General features: G+C 55.5%; 15 protein-coding genes. 3 read left to right on the plus strand and 12 right to left on the minus strand.

The features are described 5' to 3' along the window. Positions 1 to 168 precede the first annotated feature (168 nt). The 4 genes from ABNF92_RS05030 to ABNF92_RS05045 form a co-directional block, all read right to left on the minus strand. Complete coding sequence (locus ABNF92_RS05030) at positions 169 to 1,230, minus strand: proline racemase family protein (protein ID WP_349343634.1); 1,062 nt, start codon at positions 1,228 to 1,230, stop codon at positions 169 to 171. After that, a complete protein-coding gene (locus ABNF92_RS05035; RefSeq protein WP_349343635.1) occupies positions 1,230 to 2,372 on the minus strand; it encodes a zinc-binding dehydrogenase in 1,143 nt (380 codons plus the stop codon). The genes ABNF92_RS05030 and ABNF92_RS05035 overlap by 1 nt, the downstream gene beginning before the upstream one ends. 100 nt (positions 2,373 to 2,472) lie before the next feature. Beyond that, entirely contained in the window at positions 2,473 to 3,576 is a 1,104-nt protein-coding gene (locus ABNF92_RS05040) for an AI-2E family transporter (RefSeq protein ID WP_153634488.1), read from the minus strand. A gap of 141 nt (positions 3,577 to 3,717) precedes the next feature. Further along, positions 3,718 to 4,416 (minus strand): DUF3592 domain-containing protein, encoded by a 699-nt coding sequence (locus ABNF92_RS05045; protein WP_136632327.1) that lies wholly within the window; start codon positions 4,414 to 4,416, stop codon positions 3,718 to 3,720. Between the two features lie 212 nt (positions 4,417 to 4,628). Between ABNF92_RS05045 and ABNF92_RS05050 the strand changes: the two genes are divergently transcribed. Then, positions 4,629 to 5,480, plus strand: coding sequence for an SUMF1/EgtB/PvdO family nonheme iron enzyme (locus ABNF92_RS05050; protein ID WP_349343636.1), 852 nt, complete (start codon positions 4,629 to 4,631; stop codon positions 5,478 to 5,480). Here the strand turns inward: ABNF92_RS05050 and ABNF92_RS05055 are convergent. From ABNF92_RS05055 to ABNF92_RS05090, 8 genes are all read right to left on the minus strand, one after another. Continuing rightward, entirely contained in the window at positions 5,477 to 8,158 is a 2,682-nt protein-coding gene (locus ABNF92_RS05055; RefSeq protein WP_167516404.1) for a LysM domain-containing protein, read from the minus strand. The two genes, ABNF92_RS05050 and ABNF92_RS05055, sit on opposite strands and share 4 nt — an antisense overlap. Further along, entirely contained in the window at positions 8,145 to 9,005 is an 861-nt protein-coding gene (locus tag ABNF92_RS05060) for a DUF4123 domain-containing protein (protein ID WP_349343637.1), read from the minus strand. The genes ABNF92_RS05055 and ABNF92_RS05060 overlap by 14 nt, the downstream gene beginning before the upstream one ends. Then, entirely contained in the window at positions 8,974 to 11,088 is a 2,115-nt protein-coding gene (gene tssI, locus ABNF92_RS05065) for a type VI secretion system tip protein TssI/VgrG (RefSeq protein ID WP_349343638.1), read from the minus strand. The genes ABNF92_RS05060 and tssI overlap by 32 nt, the downstream gene beginning before the upstream one ends. Positions 11,089 to 11,325: 237 nt before the next feature. Continuing rightward, positions 11,326 to 12,213: a 3-hydroxyisobutyrate dehydrogenase gene (mmsB, locus tag ABNF92_RS05070; protein WP_069184229.1), complete on the minus strand. Its 888-nt coding sequence runs from the start codon at positions 12,211 to 12,213 to the stop codon at positions 11,326 to 11,328. A 27-nt stretch (positions 12,214 to 12,240) separates the two neighbouring features. After that, positions 12,241 to 13,311 (minus strand): enoyl-CoA hydratase/isomerase family protein, encoded by a 1,071-nt coding sequence (locus ABNF92_RS05075; protein ID WP_136631622.1) that lies wholly within the window; start codon positions 13,309 to 13,311, stop codon positions 12,241 to 12,243. 34 nt (positions 13,312 to 13,345) lie between these two features. Continuing rightward, positions 13,346 to 14,125, minus strand: a complete 780-nt coding sequence (locus ABNF92_RS05080) for an enoyl-CoA hydratase (protein WP_069184227.1) — start codon at positions 14,123 to 14,125, stop codon at positions 13,346 to 13,348. 62 nt (positions 14,126 to 14,187) lie between these two features. Continuing rightward, positions 14,188 to 15,354 carry an acyl-CoA dehydrogenase family protein gene (locus ABNF92_RS05085; protein WP_291909602.1) on the minus strand — a complete coding sequence of 389 codons (1,167 nt, stop codon included), beginning with the start codon at positions 15,352 to 15,354 and terminating at the stop codon, positions 14,188 to 14,190. Positions 15,355 to 15,447: 93 nt separating this feature from the next. Then, positions 15,448 to 16,941 carry a CoA-acylating methylmalonate-semialdehyde dehydrogenase gene (locus tag ABNF92_RS05090; RefSeq protein ID WP_069184225.1) on the minus strand — a complete coding sequence of 498 codons (1,494 nt, stop codon included), beginning with the start codon at positions 16,939 to 16,941 and terminating at the stop codon, positions 15,448 to 15,450. Positions 16,942 to 17,102: 161 nt separating this feature from the next. Here ABNF92_RS05090 and ABNF92_RS05095 point away from each other — a divergent pair, with 161 nt between their 5' ends. Both ABNF92_RS05095 and ABNF92_RS05100 read left to right on the plus strand, forming a co-directional pair. Beyond that, on the plus strand, positions 17,103 to 17,978 hold the full coding sequence (locus ABNF92_RS05095) for an AraC family transcriptional regulator (RefSeq protein ID WP_209398549.1): 876 nt from the start codon (positions 17,103 to 17,105) through the stop codon (positions 17,976 to 17,978). Positions 17,979 to 18,081: 103 nt separating this feature from the next. Next, positions 18,082 to 18,510: an SRPBCC family protein gene (locus ABNF92_RS05100; protein WP_069184223.1), complete on the plus strand. Its 429-nt coding sequence runs from the start codon at positions 18,082 to 18,084 to the stop codon at positions 18,508 to 18,510. Positions 18,511 to 18,588 lie beyond the last annotated feature (78 nt).

Below are 18,588 nucleotides of genomic sequence, written 5' to 3' on the forward strand. Positions count from 1 at the left end.
ACTCCTGTTGTTTTTATCATTGAAAGCACGGGTCAAGGTTTAGCACAGGCTTCACTTTACGTAAAGGTAAACTTTAGACCAAAAAGGAAGAAATCTGCGTGGTTTTATGAGGTGGAAAACCGGGCGCAGCGCGCACGCCGCGCCAGGGAAAGAGCTCCCGAACGGACCTCAGGATTGAGGGGGAATTTTTCCGGAATGGCGGCTAGACAGGATATGGTGGAGGGGTCCGCACTCAACCATTGGGTCGTCACAGTTCACCACAATGTCGGAGCGGGCAATGACATAACCCTTGCCGGTGATGCTGTTCTTGATTACCTGGTATTCACCCTCTTCTTCAACGGCGGTAAATTCACCGATAAAACCGGTCTCTCTCAGGGAAACGGTTTCGAGCTTGTCGCCCGGCTTAATGTTGCCTTCGTAGTTCATCAAAGCCAGGCGGGCAGAGGTGCCAGTGCCGGTGGTGCTCCGGCAAATCACACCGGGATGCACATAGGTCGCAGACCGGGAGCGATAATAGCCTTCGGCCACATGCTCTACGGGCCCCATGAAGTGAAGGAACGGCAGTGGCCCCACGTCCCCAAGGGTGTAATGAGAAAAGCCCCGTTCGGCCTGGATGGCCTCAACAATGGCATGGGCGGTTTCCGACAGCTTGCGCTCTTCGTCCAGGGTCAGATCAAAGCCCAGACTGGACGCATCCACCAGCGCATAAAAGCCACCGCTGTAGGCCACACTGTAGGTAATCTCACCCAACGAGGGCACGTCGATGCTGGCCTTGTAGGTATGAATATAACTGGGCAACCCTTCACAGGTGATGGCTTCCACCACGCCGTCCTGAACGGTCGCCTCGATCTGAACCAGGCCAGCAGGAGATTCCAGGAGAAAGTTCTGTTTGCCTTCCTGCTTCGGCACGATACCTAATTCCAGCACCGCGGTGGCCGTGCAAATGGTGTTGGAGCCGGAGTAAATCGGGTAACCCATGACTTCCATGATGATGTAACCGGCTGCCGCTCGGGGATCCGTCGGCGGCACCAGCAAATCCACGGACATTTCGGGCACGCCATATGGCTCTTCCAACAAAAGCCGACGCAGGCCATCGGCATCCTCGCGCAGGTATTCCATCTGCGCACGAACCGTATCGCCGGGTAATTGATCAATGCCACCGGTCACGATCCGGCTGACATCACCGCCGGCATGGGTATCCATCAACTGAATGGTTAGCTCGGGTTTCATCAGGCACTCTCCAGTGACCAGGGTTGGCCGTGTTCTTCCCATTGTGAGTCGGGAACGATCACGATCTTGCCGAGATAATTGCTACCCCGGTTCACAAAGTATTCTTCTGCCCGATGCAGATCAGAGAGCCTGAAGGCACCGTGCAAAACCGGTTTCAGTTGCCCTTCCCGGATCCAGGCCATCAACTGTTCGGCCTCCTCCCGGGTGCCGTGGGATACCCCGAAGATCTGTACCTGGTAGAGGTAGATCCGGGTCCACAGAATTTCGCTGATATTGCCGCCGCTGGCGCCAGCAATACTGAGTCGCGGATAGGTGCTGCGGGCGTTCATATCAAAGATCATGGTGTCGATGAAGACATCGGTCATCTCACCGCCGACCAGATCCATCACCGCATCAATGGGTTTGCCGTCGGTTTCCGCTTTCACCCGATCCACGAAGCTGTCCATATCCGAGCGATCCAGCACCGCCTCGGCACCCAGTTCCAGCAGCGCTGCCGCCTTGTCCTGTTTACTGAGGGCATAGGGAATAGCCCCCATAATTCGGCAAAGCTGGATCAGCGCGGTGCCAACGCCACCGCTGGCCCCCGTAACCAGAACCCGCTCCCCGGCCTTGATGTTGGCCGAGGTAAGCATGTGCATGGCAGTCTGATAGGAACACATGCCCATGGATGCCACTTCAGCATCTGTGAGTTCGGCATTGGGTATGTGATGAAACTGGTCCGACGGGAGCGCTACGTATTCCGCATAGCCGCCGTCGGCGCCGTGACCAAAGTAATCAGGCGTGAGGTTGATGTCCCGCCGATCATTGGCGTAGATGTTGAAATCCAGCAGGCCCCGTTCACCGATTCGGGACTCATCCACCCCTTCACCAACGGCGGCGACACGCCCGGCGATATCCGCCCCCTGAATTCGGGGAAACGTCAGCGTGGGCTTACCGCCCATCTGAAAGGATGTCATTTCGCCTTTTTTGGTGGGATAAAGCCCTTCCCGCGCCTTGCGATCGGTGTTGTTCTTCGCCGTGGCTGTGACCCGGACAAGCACCTCTCCCGGCCCGGGAGCAGGAACAGACACGTCCTGATACTCCAGTTTATCCACATCACCGTGACCGGTAAGAACCATGGCTTTCATGGTGTTCGGGATCATGGGCTGACGATCCTCCCTGTTTGCTGAATTTCGGGTATTCAAAGAGGATAGGTGAGTTTACCGGGCGTGTCAGTGCGTGTTGCGGGTATCCATTACCAGACTACCTCGCAATCACTTTATAGACTGGCCTCAGCTTGGGAATCTGCTTCAGAACCACCTGAATCACGGTCATCAAAGGCACTGCCAGAAGCACACCCACCGGCCCCCAGAGCCAGCCCCAGAAGAAGATCGAGACGAAGATGATCACCGGATTGATCGCCATCCGAAAACCATGAATCCACGGTTCGATAAAGAACCCGACCAGCGTGGTCAGGCCGAGGAACCCCAGCGGCGCAATGGCCATCATCCAGAATTCATCAAGGCTGATGGCAGAGACAATCGTCAACATAGAGATAGAGAGAATAACCCCCAGATAGGGAATAAACCGGGCAAGCCCGGCGACCAACCCCCACACAGCTGGATCCGGCAGCCCGACGGCCCAGCAGATCAGGCCCGTTGTGGTGCCGACGGCCAGATTACTCAGGCCGAGAACGCCCAGGTACTGGGCAATCTGATGCTGGGAATCGTGAGTAATCCGAAGTACGGTTTTTCGCTGATCAATCGGGAGCTGCCGGACAAAGTTCTTGATCAGACGATCTCCACTGACCAACAGGAAATAGGTCAATGCCAGTGCCAATGCCAGGCCGGCAATGCCGTTTCGAGCCTTGGTCATCAACTGGCTGCGCCAGGAGTCCGTTTGCAGAACCACCGCCGTTGGCTGTTGCTGTTCTGACTCTGAGAGTTCCTCCACCGACTTTTCAACTTGCTCAGCAGATTCGGTAACCCGGGCGATCTGGCGACTGATTTCACTTTCACCGACCAGCAAGCGCGAGATGCCCTGCGGGACCTCTTCCGCCCACTTCAGCGCAGGCGTTGCCACAGCCAAAGTTATGCCGACGATTCCGGCCAGTACCAACAGGACCAGAACCAGGGAACTGATCATCCGGGGAATCCGCCACTTAACGTAAGCCTTCTTGACCAGAGGCGAGAGTAGCAGGCTTGTCATCACCGCGAGAATGATGGGCAGGACGATCTGGTGAGCGACGTACAGGGTGTACAGGATGCCCAGGCCGAATAGCCCGTAGATCGGCGTGGCGAGATCTGATGAAATCAGCGGGCGCTTATTCTCGCCAACCGGTTCCCTATCTGTGGATTGGTCGTCCATGGTGAAGCCTGTATACCGTGGAAAAAGGCTGGCCTGGTAAATCCAGGCCAGCGTTAAAGACGGTCAGTCTACATTCACCATTGACCGGGCGCACCCAAGAGAGAGTTACGTGAGGTTCACATGAGTCGTATTTCAGCGCGATTAGCTCGCCATCTTTGGCAAAAAGGAGGTATCCACCCAGTACCGCTTGGGGTTCGTGGGGTTGATGTAAACGGGAATGGACTCGCTCTGGATATGGTCAGAGGGATCGAACCAGAGGTTGCCACTCCTGAAGACATGGACATCGGAAGTGACCGGATTTTGCCACTGGCAGACGATCTGATAGGGGCTCTTGCCGTTCATGACGATCATCTGGTTCTTTTCGACACCCTGAAACATACCCTGAACCCGTTGCCCGGTTTTGCGAAGTTTGGCAGCCCCACTGTTCCTGACAGCCGGCACAACAAACATACCGGCTCCAACCATAAAGAAAACGCCGCCCAAACCACCGACGATCAGGGTTACTCCCCACAGCGAAAAGAATCCATCGATTCTTGCAGACTCAGCATTGCCGGGCATGAACAACACACGAACCGTCTCTCCGCGACTATAACTCGGAGGGTTGCTCCCGCTGGATGAGAGGAACTCTGTGAGCCTGCCTTTTTCGTCTTCAAAACGGACGAGAGGATAGTAGGCATTGGAATCGCTGGATCGTGATCGAATCAGGTCGGTTACAACACCCCGCTTGGCTGTTGCGGTTTCAAGAAAGGTTGAAGTGCTCTGGAAAGAGAAAAAGGCGCCGACAAGCATGCCGACACCCACGAGTGCAAAAATCACCCGCAGCGTATTGAAGGTTTTCATATCAGTTCCTTTGAAGTTTGCTTCCTTATTTCGAAAACACCCTGTTTTCGAGCGTCGAAATTATACTTGATTCAACAGGGCTTGGAAGTCATGAGATGAGACGCGGTTCCGCCAATGGGCACAAACTGTCTCTCTGGTAATTCTGTTGCTTCAAGCAAGTTGATAGAATGCTGCTAACACATGGAGTGTTAACCCCATTGCACGGAGCAAGCATGCATTACCTCGTTTTTTCTTTACTTGTTGTCACCTCTGCCCTTTCCGGATGCAGCCTCTATTACGAATCCCAGGCAAAAGACATGGTTCAGCGCCAGATGGACGCCATGGTTTTTGTCGAAGGTGGGGAGTTTATGATGGGGAATCCTGGGGGATGGGACGGAAGCAAAGACAGCTGGCCGCCGCATAAAGTAGTGCTGGACGATTTCTATATTCAAAAGTATGAGGTTACTCAGGGGGACTTTGAGCTGTTTATGGCGGTGACGGGGTATGAACACTCGAACAGTTCCTATGAAAGCCTTAAAGATCATTCTCCAGATCGCTTTCAATCAAGCTTCCCGGCAGTAGTTTCATGGAAAGATGCGTCGAATTTTTGCGAATGGCTTGGATCTCAGACTGGTAGAGCCGTTGAACTTCCGACAGAGGCACAGTGGGAATATGCAGCCCGAAGCGGTGGCAAACCGTTTCGCTATGCTACTGAGAACGGAGACGCGAAAGAAGGTGTAACAATGGCAGCACGCCCATCACAGTACAGACGACAGAAAAAATCACTTCCGCAGCCGCCAGGGAGCTACCCTCCAAACCTGCTTGGCCTGTACGACATGTCAGGGAATGCTGCGGAATGGGTGAGAGATTATTATCACGCCGATTATTATAAGCGTTCCCCCGTAAATAACCCTAAAGGACCCGAGAGCCCAATGATAGAAAGCTGGAGCAACGAGCCCTTCAGGGTTCTTCGAGGTGGTGACTTCAAAGATTTTTCTGGAAACACAACAGTTACAAGGCGCAAAGCTATACAACGAGTAACCAATGAAACCACCGGTTTTCGTTGTTCCCTCGCCGATAATTAAACTATCGAATCAAGCCAATTCTCTGCTCTTTGCGCTTGAGACGATTGGAACAATCGTCGCGGGAACAATTTGTAATAGTTGCTCATTAAGTCTTGAAGCGATCCCTTTCCTGATTCATTCCCGATTCTTTTTAGGACTTCGATAAACTCTCGATGACTATGAATGGTTTCAAAGATCTCGATCATAGCTTGATTAGCGATTCTTTGATGGGGATCGTCGCCGCCCAATACGGGCCTGCTATCTTGATTCAACACCGTCAGTAACTGTGCTTTAGCAGAGGGCGTCAGTACCTCCAGACGATTATTTTTGAGCACACCCTCAGCAATCTTTCGAACCTCTCCATCTGCTTGATAAAGCGACCGCCAGATTTCCGATAAGGTATCTGTCCCCTTGGCAACTATCGACGCAAAAGCTTCCTCACTGAAGGCAAACATGCTCAATAGGCGAGATAAACTTTCGAAAGCTTCCTCCGAAATCCAGTCCAAAAAACGAAAATCACTCACTTCTAAGGACCACCTAACGAACTTAACTAACTCCCAAATTTGTTCGCCATTCAGTTCTGCAGCAATACCGCCGCCCCCGCCAGGCCCTAAGACCAGCCTCCCCTTTACTGTCATGTACAACTGGCGATCCGCCAAGAACACTTTAAAGTCAAACCCCGCACCGATCCCAGTTGATATCGCGAATTCGGGTTTAACCTCTAACAAGGATCGATAACTTTGGTCGACGTCACGCTGACTTGGGCTCAATTCAGTGACTGGAATCTCCATTTCCTGATACGCAGCCTTCCACTTGACCCCAAAGCTGGCCTCATTGCTCAAGGTCGCTCCAGCAAAAGCTTCACCATTGGTCTCTCCAGAGATACTAACGTCCCCAGGTGCGCTCGATAACTTCGCGTTTGCTGCGAGAGACAGACAGGCACCCGCGAACCCCTGAATCCGATATTCCGCGTCTGCCCTGAAGTATCCACAATGGAGCTTTATCGAATTTCCCTGATGATTTTCGTACTCGAGGAGCACCTTTGCTCCGGTCTCATCCGGCAGCCTGGCGGCAAAGGTCGCCTCACCCTGCAGGAGACTGTACGCTCCTTGCATTTGGGTACCAATATAGGCATGGCCCTTCTCGGGCTCGTAGTTGGCTTCCAGGCTGCACTGCGCGGCAAACCGGAACATCTGGGCTTCGGCACTTGCGGCGAAACGACCATCTTCGGTTGAAGCTTCTTTTTTAAGTAATTCAATTTCCAACTGGTTAAAGAAGTTGTCCTCTTTGCTCTTCCACTCTGCAAACTTCACCTTGAGCGACCGGTCGTTCTTAAGGCCGTTTTTCGCCTCGTCCCAGGCTCGTTCAAAGTCGGAAGCACTCATCACTGCACGAACATCCGAAGTCTTGAGCGCCTTCCAGTTACCGCGCAATTGATTCAGAACCTCCTGGCGGGCGTAGCGATAACCCGCGCCACCGGTATGCTTAAGTTCAACCAGTGGGCGAGACTTCATCGAGCCGGTGTTCGGCTTGGCGAGAACATCGACGGCCGAAGGCGGACTGGTTTCCACCAAACGCCTAAGGGTTTTCTCTATATCTACGATAAGATCCCGTCGTTCCTGCTGTTCGTTACGGTGCTTTTCGACTTCTTCATGGTGGATTACGTTCCAAAGCCGGACGACCCAGGACACTCTCGCTGCATATTCGTTGACGTAATCCATGTAGGGAATCAGCTCATCATCGAGCTCGTTCAGTCGCTTCTTTTTGTCTACCAAAGACTGAAGATCAGCCTCAGCAATGAAATCCGGCCAACGCGTGTATTTCTTCAGCTCCTGGGTTTCATGTTTGAGCCTTTGCACTTGATGGCTATCTGCGTCCTGATCGTTCTGAACCATCCGATACTGAAGCTCAGCCTCCAAAGCCGCCCTGAGGAACCTGAGCCTCTCGTCCATTTCATCCAGATCTTGCTTACTGGCTTCAGTTATTAGCTCGTGGGCCTCAACCTTTGCCTTCACGCCGGGCAGTGTCGCTTCCAGTTCGGCACAAAGCGTTGTGAAAACTCTTACTGAGAGCAGATCTTTCCTTTCAGTTAGGTTGGCTTGGCTCGCGGGCAACAGAATCTGGCTTCGGATCTGGTTGATCTCATATTCAATCCGTTTTTCTCTACGGCGCTGATGCTCGAGTCGTTGTCGCTCTCGTTTCCAGCGGGCCTCGTAGTCATTGAGCAGCTCCTTTGCTGTAGAACTTTGCTCAGTTTCGGGGAGTGCCCCCAACTTTCGAAGGCTGCCCCAAGCCTTTTCGCGCGCAGCAGGTATATCCTCTTCAGGCCCCGCCTCGGCCCTTTTCAACTCAGCCAAAGGCTTGTTGAGAGTCTCAATCTCCCTATACAGATCCTGCAACTGAGTGCGGCTAAGCGCATAAACCGTGTCCTCCTCACCAGTGACATGAACAAGCGCTTCGCACTCGATCGAGCACTGAGAGCACTCGAGATCATCTTTTGTATCATCGTTAGCCGACTGCGCTGCCGGAAGTACACCCCGATCAGCGGAGTTTTCAGGGACAGTTAGATTCCAGCCAGCCTCTATGTGGTTCACATCCTTGATAATCGGGTTCTCACTTTTGATCGCATCTAACGAGACTTGATATTTCGAAGCAATAGCTGAGAGTGTCTCTCCTGACTGAACTTCATGCTGTGGCATCCTTGCCCTCCAATATGCTCTCCATCGCATTCAAACGGTCCGCCGGCGTCATCTCCGACCTTCTAATCACTTCCTGAACATCCGCCCTACCAATCGGATCAGAGCCAATGCGGATGCAAAGTCGTAACCAACGCTCTTGTAAAGAAACAGTTCCAAAACCAAGTTTCGAGGCTGTCTGAAGCTGTTCCAAAACCCAGACTCTTCGGTCTCCGGCTTCAGGCAAATAATCCCGATAGACTTGCTCATAGACCATTGCACGATCAGCCGATCTGAAGGCCGGCAACTCGGAGAGTTCAGCCTGAACCAACGAAGGTTGTTCAGGGAGTTCTTCCTTTATGGCGTTGTCAGGCGACCGGTATCCATGCCAACCAGACCCGTTATGCCAGTAGATCGTCACACCGGAACTAATGATCTGTTTTTCTCGCGCTGCAAAAGCCGCCAGCAATGGACGAAAAGATCTTGGATCGTAAAATCGGAAAAGGCGCTCATCTGACTTTCCAAGGGATAGCAACCATCCCTGAGCCCAATTGAAGACACATGTCGAGCTTTCCGGCGAGTCAATGACGATTCCCAGCGGCATAAAGCGCAATTTCTCTTTAAGCTTTTTAAGAAATTGGGTGTCTCCATTGAACGCCAAGAGTATGGGTCCCTGATTCCATGAGGCCTGCCATCGGGTATTCTCCAGAAGGCTCCACCACTGAACCGAGCCGTGCTGATCAGCTTCGTAAAGAAACCTGAGGAAGCGATCGTCGACCGCAAGGTCAATGATGGCAAAGTCCGCGCTGGAGGGTTCCTGGGCCAGCAAATCCAGACTATCAAGCGTGCTGATGTAGTTTGCAGCGTCCATTCTCGTCAAACTCACAATCGGAAACGACTGGCGCTCCCTGGTTGGCTGATTCCTTCAGCAGTGTTGAGTGATCTGCCAGAACCTGCGGAGCACTCTTTCCTGTATCACGTTGGTCGGTTTCCTCTAGCTGCGCAGCGCCCGAACTTCCGTCTTGGCCAACAATGCCGGCAGGCAGTGCAGGGGCTTTATCTGCCACCCCACTCCCACTCCCTGGCCCACCACCGGAATTCATACGCACCGAAGGCCCGGAAACAGTGACACCGCTCGGATCCAGCTTCAGAAAGCTGCCACCGGCTTTGAGCGTGAGTTCGGCGCCTGCTTCAATCACTACTTTCATGCCCGCCTTGTGGTGAATCTCGGTGCCGGCTTCAACGAGCTGATTTTTGCCCTGCTTGCTGTGAAGACTGCCACCGACCGATAGGCTGTAATCGCTTCCGACCGATTCTCGCTGTTCGCCATCGACCGCTCGGTGCGCATTGCCTTTTACATGGCAAAAATCATGATTCTCCACGGTTCGGTGACTGTCATTCCTGATCACCTCGGTTCGGTTGTTTTCCGTCAGCAGGTCCAGGTCTTTCTGGGCGTGAACGTAGATCTGTTCCTGGCCCGCCTCATCCTCAAACCGCAGTTCGTTGCTGCCCTCGCCTTTGTGGGTTTTGGTTTTAAGGGTGGTGCGGGTTTTGTGCTCCGGCAGCCCATAGGGTGGCGTGTTGGAGATGTGATGGGTTCGCCCGGTGATGATGGGCTGGTCCGGGTCGCCATCCAGGAAGGAGACAATCACTTCGTGGCCGATTCGTGGCAAGGCCATGAAGCCATACTGCCCGCCGGCCCAGCCCTGACTGACTCGGAGCCAGGCGCTGCTGTGCTCATCATTCTTTGAATATCGATCCCAGGGAAAGCGCACTTTCACCCGACCATATTCGTCGCAGTGGATCTCCTCGCCTTCCGGGCCGGTAACAATCGCGATTTGCGGGCCGTCCATAAGAGGAGGGTGGGTCCTCTGCGGTATCCAGGTCAGATCGGCCGGTACTGCATTGAACTGGTTGTGGTAAGTGGTGGGTTCGCTGCCTCCCTCTTCTTCCAACGCCTGGGGCTGAGAACCAGTATGAGTAACTTCGGTTAGCAGCCATTCCCGGTTCAAGCCGGCGCTGTCATGTTCTTTCAGTTCAACCTTGGCGCCGACGCTGAAGTCCGGGCGATTGCTCTCACCGGATGCGGTACTTGCATCATTACGCAGAGACTGAAGTCTGGCTTCGGTAAACGGCTGGCCACTGGCATCGGCCTTGAAGCGGCCGGGGTAATCGTAGTGCTGGTAGTCTTCCCGGTGCTTCAGGTCGCCGGAAGCATGCTGATGCATCAGACCATAGGCGGGATTCTTAAAGGTATAATCCTTCATGGCCACAGAGGCCACCCGCACCCGCTCTTCATATCGAAATCGGTACACGACCGGGCGCCTGCTGCTGCCGCCGGCTTTGGCGTTATATTCTGCCGGCTCAAGCTTCGGTGCATCGCCATGATGGTCGGCGATTATAAGCGCCGGCTGTGTTTCTGCGTCCACGCTCCCGTGTTCATACCTGTAATGCCAACCCTCTTCAGCCGCAAGGCGTTCGAGGAAGGCCAGGTCGCTTTCTCGATGCTGAACACAATACTCCCGCTGCTCTGGAGTGCGTTTCAGATCGAAAACCGAGTCGATAATGCCGCGCTCTTCCAGCAAAGTTCGCGCGATGGCCTCGGTACTTTGGGTCTGAAAGATCCGGCTATTGTGCATCAGGCCCAGGCGCCAGAGCGGCGGCTGGATGATTAGTTCATAGCGGGTTCGCCGATGACCGGCATCGCCCCGAACGAATTCGTTGACCACACCGGTGAAGCGCCTGAGCGGCTCGCCATCCTGCCAGACCACAAGATCCACCGGTTGTTCAAGAATTTCCGCGGCCTGAATTGACGGATCGGTGCTGGCCAGCTCAAGCCGACCGTAAAAAACCTCGGACAGGCGTTCGGTCAGGGTAAAGCCAACAAGTGAAAAAATATCAGAGGGGAGACCGCCAACACGGACGGTGAACTGCAATCCATTTGCCTGGGGCATGTCTTCAATCCTTTGAAGTCATCAATCCGGATGATTCTGCTACAGAAACTGCACTATCCCTGGCAGCTCTTCCATCGTAGCGGGTGAAACATTAACAGCGTCGTCGTGGTTATTCAACGAAAAGACCGAAGGTTAATCCCTTGCCTATGGAAGACCGGGATTCGAACAACGCCACAGGCGCCCCTTAACTACAAGGTAGCGCCCGTCCGGCGTTTTGATCGTGTCCTTACCCAATCTTTATTCAGGCTTGTAAAGCCGCTGGATGCTGGAGAAATCCAGGCTGCCATTACCCTGCCCGGCGTGCAGCTGGAACAGGTTACGGGCCAGAGAGCCCATGGGAATAGAGGCCTGGTTCTTCACAGCGTTGTCGAAGGCCAAACCCAGATCCTTGGTCATCAGGTTCACCAGGAAACCGCCTTCGTAGTTACGGGACGCGGGTACACCTTCCATCACTCCCGGCCAGGGGTTATAGACGTTCAACGCCCAGTTGCCACCGGAGCTCTGCTTCATGATTTCCGACAGCACCGCCGGATCCAGACCGTTCTTCACGCCGAGCGCCAACGCCTCGCTGGTGCCAGACATCAGGATGGCCAACAGCATGTTGTTGCAAATCTTGGCCACCTGGCCAGAACCGTGATCACCGGCGTGGAAAATGTTCTTGCCCATGGCATCGAGAATCGGCTTGGCCTTGTTGAAGGCCTCTTCCGAACCGCCACAAATGAACGTCAGGGTACCGGCCTTGGCACCGCCAACGCCGCCAGAGACTGGCGCATCGAGGAATGGAATGTCCTTGGCACGTGCCACTTCGGCAACGCCCCGGGCTGTTTCCGGTGCGATGGTGGAAGAATCAATCACCAGGGTGCCGGCCGGCAGTTTTGCAAGCAGACCATCGTCCCCCAGGTATACCGCTTCCACATGCTGGCCGGCCGGCAGCATGGTGATGACGCACTCTGCGCCGTTGGCTGCTTCGTGGGCGGTGTCTGCCGTTTTCGCGCCCTCGGACACCAGGGCGGCAACAGCGTCTTTGGACAGATCGAATACGGTGACCTCGTGGCCCGCTTTCACGAGGTTGCTGGCCATGGGGCCGCCCATATTACCGAGGCCGATGAAGGTAATTTTTGCCATGTCTTTTCTCCTTGTTCTTGTAATAGATCAGCTAAAAAAGTCGTCGATCCACGCACTATCCATTTCCGCAAGAGACGCATAGCGCCAGCGGGGCTGCTGATCCTTGTCGATCAGAAGCGCGCGGATACCTTCGGCGAATTCGCCCTTGGTGAGGCACTTGGTGGAAAGTACCAGTTCCTTATCGAGCACCTCTTTCAGGCTGTTGTGTTTGCAACCGTGCAGGTGCCGCCAGACCAGAGCCAGAGATGTGGGTGACGCACTCGCCAGGGAGCGGGTTGCTTTTGCCACCCATCCGTCGCCTCCGGACAGTTCTTTCAACTGGCTAACCGTTGCTTCCAGGGAGTCCGCATCGGTTACCCGGTTGATCTCATCGAAATGCGTACGAACCGGTGATTCCGGCATGGCATCGATGCTCTCACGCTCGAATTGGCGGAGCACGCTGCCAACCACGGCGTGAGGATCCTCGCCCTGCCAGTCACGCTTGCAGAGTGCAGCAACAACATCGGCCTTCAGATCATGCCGGATGAAGCGATCTGCCAGCCCCGTGAAAACTGCATCGGCACCGTTGAGGCGGGCGCCGGTCAGCCCCAGAAACAGGCCTGTGCGGCCGGGGGTCCGGTTAAGGAACCAGCCGGCGGCGACATCGGGGTACAGGCCGATAGTGATCTCGGGCATGGCGAGTTTCGAGCCTTCGGTCACCACCCGGTGGGAAGCGCCCTCCATAATGCCCATGCCGCCACCCATCACGATGCCATGTCCCCAGCATACGATCGGTTTCTGGAAAGTATGGATCAGGTAATCCAGCTCATATTCCTCGTTGAAGAACGCCTCGCCCTCGCTTGCACCCTGCGGTTCAGTCATGCTGCGATACAGCGCGACGATGTCTCCACCGGCGCAGAACGCCTTGTCGCCTTCGGATTCCAACCAGACAGCCTGGATTGCGGGATCTTCCGCCCAGCGCTTCAGTTGTGGCGTCAGTAACCGGATCATCTCCAGAGAAAGCGAGTTCAGCGCCTTCGGCGTATTCAATCGGGCCACGGCGATCAGCGTGCCGTCGCCCGTTTTCCATTCTTCAAAGACAATGGGTTGATCACTCATAACAGGTCCTTGAGCCAGCCTTTTCCAGCCGGCTTCAGCGGTTTTTCCATTCCGGTTTGCGCTTGTCGAGAAATGCGTTTACGCCTTCTTTCTGGTCTTCGGTGGAGAACAGCTCGACAAACAGTTCCCGCTCCATGCGCCAGCCGTCGTCGTGGCTGCGGCCATCACGGGCGCTCATTACCAGGGTCTTGCACCGGGCGGTAGACGACGGGCTCTGCTGGCACGCCATTTCCGCCAGCTCCAGCGCCTTATCAAGGCTCTGTCCGCTCGGCACCACTTCCTCAACCAGGCCGATCCGCAGTGCGGTATCAGCTTTTACCCGCTCACCGCACAGAATCATCCGCTTGGCCCAGCCCTCACCTACCAACCAGGGCAGGTTCTGGGTACCACCGGCGCAGGGTAGCAAGCCAACGCCGGCCTCGGGCAGCGCCATCTGGGCGTGCTCTTCGGCAATGCGGATGTCGCAAGCCATGGCGCATTCCAGGCCACCACCCATCGCATACCCGTTCACTGCAGCGATGGAGACACCCCGGAAGCGGCCCAGCGTGGAAAACGCCTCGCCGAACAACTGAGCCATCTCATTGGCCCGTGCCTTGTCGCCATCGGCGAAGGTTTTCAGATCGGCGCCGGCGGAATAGAACTTCTCGCCTTGCCCGGTCATCACCAGAGCAAAGATGTCCCGGTCTTCGTTCAGTTCATTGACGATTTTCGTCAGGGCAATCAGGGAATCCTTTGTCCAGGTGTTAGCCGGTGGATTATTGATAGTCAGTACCGCGATGTGTCCGCGTTTTTCGAGCTGAATCAGGTCACTCATTTCTTATTCCTCATCCTGAAAATGGGGCCAGACGAAATCGTCATCTGGCCCCATTTCTATGATTATTGAATTGCCTCAGCCACGCCGTCATCGAGTAGGCGACGGGCAACAATCAGACGCATGATTTCGTTGGTGCCTTCCAGAATCTGGTGCACTCGCAGGTCGCGCAGGTAACGCTCAAGCGGATATTCGCGAATGTAGCCATAGCCGCCGTGAAGCTGCAGCGCTTCGTTGACTACCTCGAAACAGGCATCGGTGGCGAAACGCTTGGCCATGGCACAGTGCAGTGTCGCTTCCGGATCGGCGTTGTCGAGCTTGAACGCGCCAAGGCGAACCATCTGCCGCGCGGCAACCAGATTGGTGGCCATGTCGGCCAGCTTGAACTGCAAGGCCTGAAAAGCCGCCAGCGGTTTGCCGAACTGTTCGCGCTCATGCATGTAGTTTCGGGCGCGGAGAAGAGCCGCCTGAGCACCGCCTAGGGAGCAGGTAGCAATGTTCAGCCGGCCGCCATCGAGGCCTTTCATGGCGATGGCAAACCCATCACCTTCGTCACCCACCCGGTTGCTGGCCGGAATGCGGACATTCTCGAGGCTGATCATCCGGGTCGGTTGACTGTGCCAGCCCATTTTTTCTTCGTTCTTGCCGTAGGAAATGCCATCGGCATCTGCGGGAATCACAAAGGTGGAAATGCCTTTATAACCAGAATCCGGCGCTCCGGTCCGCGCCATCAATACCAGAATATCAGTGGCACCGGCGCCGGAAATAAATACCTTGCTGCCGGTGATCACATAGCTGTCGCCATCCCGCACGGCCTTGGTGCGAAGGCTGGCCGCGTCTGAACCGGCACCCGGCTCGGTCAGGCAGTAGGAGGCGAGCCATTCGCCACTGGCGAGCTTAGGCACGATTTCCTGCTTGAGATCATCAGACGCAAAGCTGGCGACCATCCAGGTAGCCATATTGTGGATGGTGATAAACGCAGCGGTTGAAGGACACGCAGCGGCGAGTTCCTCCACGATAACCGACGTATCCAGACGGGAAAGGCCCATGCCGCCGAGTGCTTCGGGCGTGTACATACCCATGAAACCCATCTCTCCGGCTTCCTTCATCACATCGACCGGAAAGATATGCTCGTCATCCCACTTCGCCGCATGGGGAGCCATGGATTTTTCAGCGAACGCCCGAGCCGCTTCGCGAAACGCCAGCTGATCTTCGGTGAGGTTAAAGTCCATCGTTACGCTCCAGATAGAGAAGGCTTGGCATTGGGCAGGGAAAACAAGGGGCCGGAAACAGGTTCCGGCCCAAATACCCCACCTTCAACGCAATTAACGCAACTGGATAGAGAAGTTAGCTTCGGTGCTGGTTGCTTCACTGGAGAACCAGCGGGAGGTAACCGTCTTGGTCTCAGTGTAGAAGCGAACCGCCTGCTTGCCGTAGGCATGCTGGTCACCGTAGAAGGAACCTTTCCAGCCGGTGAACGAGAAGAACGGCAGGGGCACCGGAATGGGGATATTCACGCCCACCTGTCCTACATCGATTTCATGCTGGAAGCGACGTGCGGCACCGCCGGAGCTGGTAAAGATGGACACACCGTTGCCGTACGGGCTCTTGTTGACCAGTTCGATGGCATCACCGAGGGTGTCGGTTTCGACGCAGGACAGCACGGGGCCGAAGATCTCTTCGTTGTAGATGTCCATGTCGGTGGTTACACCGGAGAACAGCGTCGGACCAACCCAGTTGCCGTCCGGCAAACCATCTACTGTGCAACCACGGCCGTCCAGCAGGAGCTTGGCGCCCTGGGCTTCGCCAGTCGCAATAAGAGATTCAATGCGGTCTTTCGCCTTGGCGGAGATGATCGGGCCATAGCTGGCACCGGAGTCGTTCCACGCGCCGGGACGCACTTTAGCCATGGCTTCTTTCAGCTCGGGGATCCACTGCTGGGCTTCGCCCACAAAAACGGCGACGGAAATTGCCATGCAGCGCTGGCCGGCAGCACCTACTGAAGCACCAACCAGGGCATTGATCACCTGCTGCTTGTCAGCGTCCGGCAGGATCACCATATGGTTCTTGGCGCCGGCAAAGCTCTGTACACGCTTCATGTTGCGGGTGCCGGTTTCGTAGATGTAACGGCCAACTGGCACAGAACCTACAAAAGAAACGGCCTTGATGGCGGGATCAGTCAGCAGTACGTCAACCTGCTCCTTGCCACCGTGAACCACCTGCAGGACGCCCTTGGGCGCACCGGCTTCCTCGAACAGCTCTGCGAGGCGCATAGGCGTCAGCGGATCCTGTTCGGACGGCTTCAGGATAAAGGTGTTGCCGCAGGCAATGGCCATCGGGAACATCCACAGCGGAATCATGGCCGGGAAGTTGAACGGGGTGATACCCGCGCAGACGCCCAGCGGCTGGATCCAGGAATGGGTATCCACTTCGCGGGCCACGTTTTCAACGGTTTCGCCCATCATCATTGAAGCGACGTTGGCAGCGTGCTCGACCACTTCAATGCCACGCCAGACATCACCTTTGGCATCATCAAAGGTCTTGCCGGTTTCCTGCGCCAGGATTTCGGCGATCTCATCATGATGCTCTTTCAGCAGAGCCTGGTAACGGAGCATAACCCGGGCGCGCTCTGAGACAGGCACTTCCTTCCAGGTCTTGAACATTTCGCCAGCGCTTTCGATGGCCTTACGCATTTCCGCATCGGTGGTGCACGGCGCCTTGGCAATCACTTCGTTGGTGGCGGGGTTGGTAACGTCGATCCATTCACTGGTTTGGCTATCGACGAACTCACCTGCGAGATACAGCGGTACATTTTTCATGTTGATGTCCCTGTTTGTTGTTGTGCGGGAAGCCGGCCAGAACCAAAGGGTTGCGGCCACGTTTAACCAAAGGCTAGCACGGGATCGACCAAGGGGTGATTGACTAAATTTCGCCCGTAATGGACTATCTTTCGATTAAGCCTAAAAACAAAAGACCTGAAATGACCCAAACCTCACAGTGGCCGGTGCCCAAAGACAGCATTCGCTACGTCGTGCCTGAACCAATCATCCGACTGCTGGCGAGCCATCCGCTCACCCGGGATCTTTACCCGCTGGCGTTCGGCCACTATCGGCGCGCCGTGGGCCATCACATGCACCGGGAGCACCATCACGACAATCTTTTGATCTACTGTACCGAGGGCCGGGCGTTCCTGAACGTCGGCGGTGAGCCCTACACGGTGGAGGCTGGCGACCTGCTGCTTTTGCCGGCCGGCGCCAACCACCGCTATACCGCCGATCCGGACAATCCATGGACCATTCACTGGGTGCACTACACCGGACCATTGGCTGAGGATTTCCGACACTATATGGGTTTTGACGGCCCGACCCGCATTCGCCACATGGGCCGCCAACCCCGGCTTCTGGTTGACTTCAATGGTCTGCTGTCGGTGCGGCAGACCGGTTTCCGGGCCCGCGGCCTTATCCACGCGGCCAACCGGCTACGGCAACTGTTAGCGGCGGTTCCGATCAACGCCGACGAGACCGGGCATGAACGGCAGGCCGAGCTGGAAACCATCCACAACTATATGCGGGAGCACCTGGATGAGCGTATCAGCCTGGAGCAATTGGCTGACCTTGCCGGCCTGTCCCCCGCACATTTCGCCACCCGCTATCGGGAGCAGACCGGAACCTCCCCGATCCAGCACTTCCTGCACCTCAAGGTAGAGCGGGCGTGCCAGATGCTGGATAACAGCAGCCTGAGTTTTGCCGACATCAGCCGACGGCTGGGCTACGACGACGCCTACTATTTTTCGCGGCTTTTCAAAAAGGTAATGGGCCAGTCGCCCCGGGACTACCGGCATACTGCGCGGCACTGAACGGTCAGTCCGGGCCAGATTGAAACCTGCCGCTTTCTACGACTTTTGTTGTAGGAGCCAAGGGTTTAGGCTTGGTGTATCGAACGACAAAAAGAGTGAGCTGATGGCCATGTACACCATAGAAATTGATGAAACCTTCGATGTACCGCGACGAAGGGTCTTTGCACTGTTCGCCGACCACCACCGTTTCGGAAAACTGCTGGGTGCGCCCGTAAAACGCATCAAGGACAGCGACCAGGCCGATCCCAATGGCATTGGTTCCGTCCGCAAGATCGGCATCGGGCCGGTGGGGCTGGAAGAAACCGTGACCAACTTCGAGCCGGATTCACTGATCGAGTACACCATCACCAGCATGAGTCCGATCCGCAATCACCTTGGCCGTATCCGGTTCGAGGACACGCCTGAAGGTCATACCCGGGTGAACTACACCATCACCTTTGAAGACATCGTGCCGTTTACCGGCAAGGTGGTCAGCAGCGCCCTGGAACAGGGCATTCGCCGCGGGATCAAACGGGTGCCCCGGCTGGCCTGATGGTCGGCAACAACAAATCGTTACTTGAGGAATATCAGAGAATTGACCTGAGGCAATAGTTGGCTTTTGTCAATTTTG

This window comes from Marinobacter sp. MMG032, from assembly GCF_040112695.1.
Lineage (GTDB): Bacteria > Pseudomonadota > Gammaproteobacteria > Pseudomonadales > Oleiphilaceae > Marinobacter > Marinobacter salsuginis.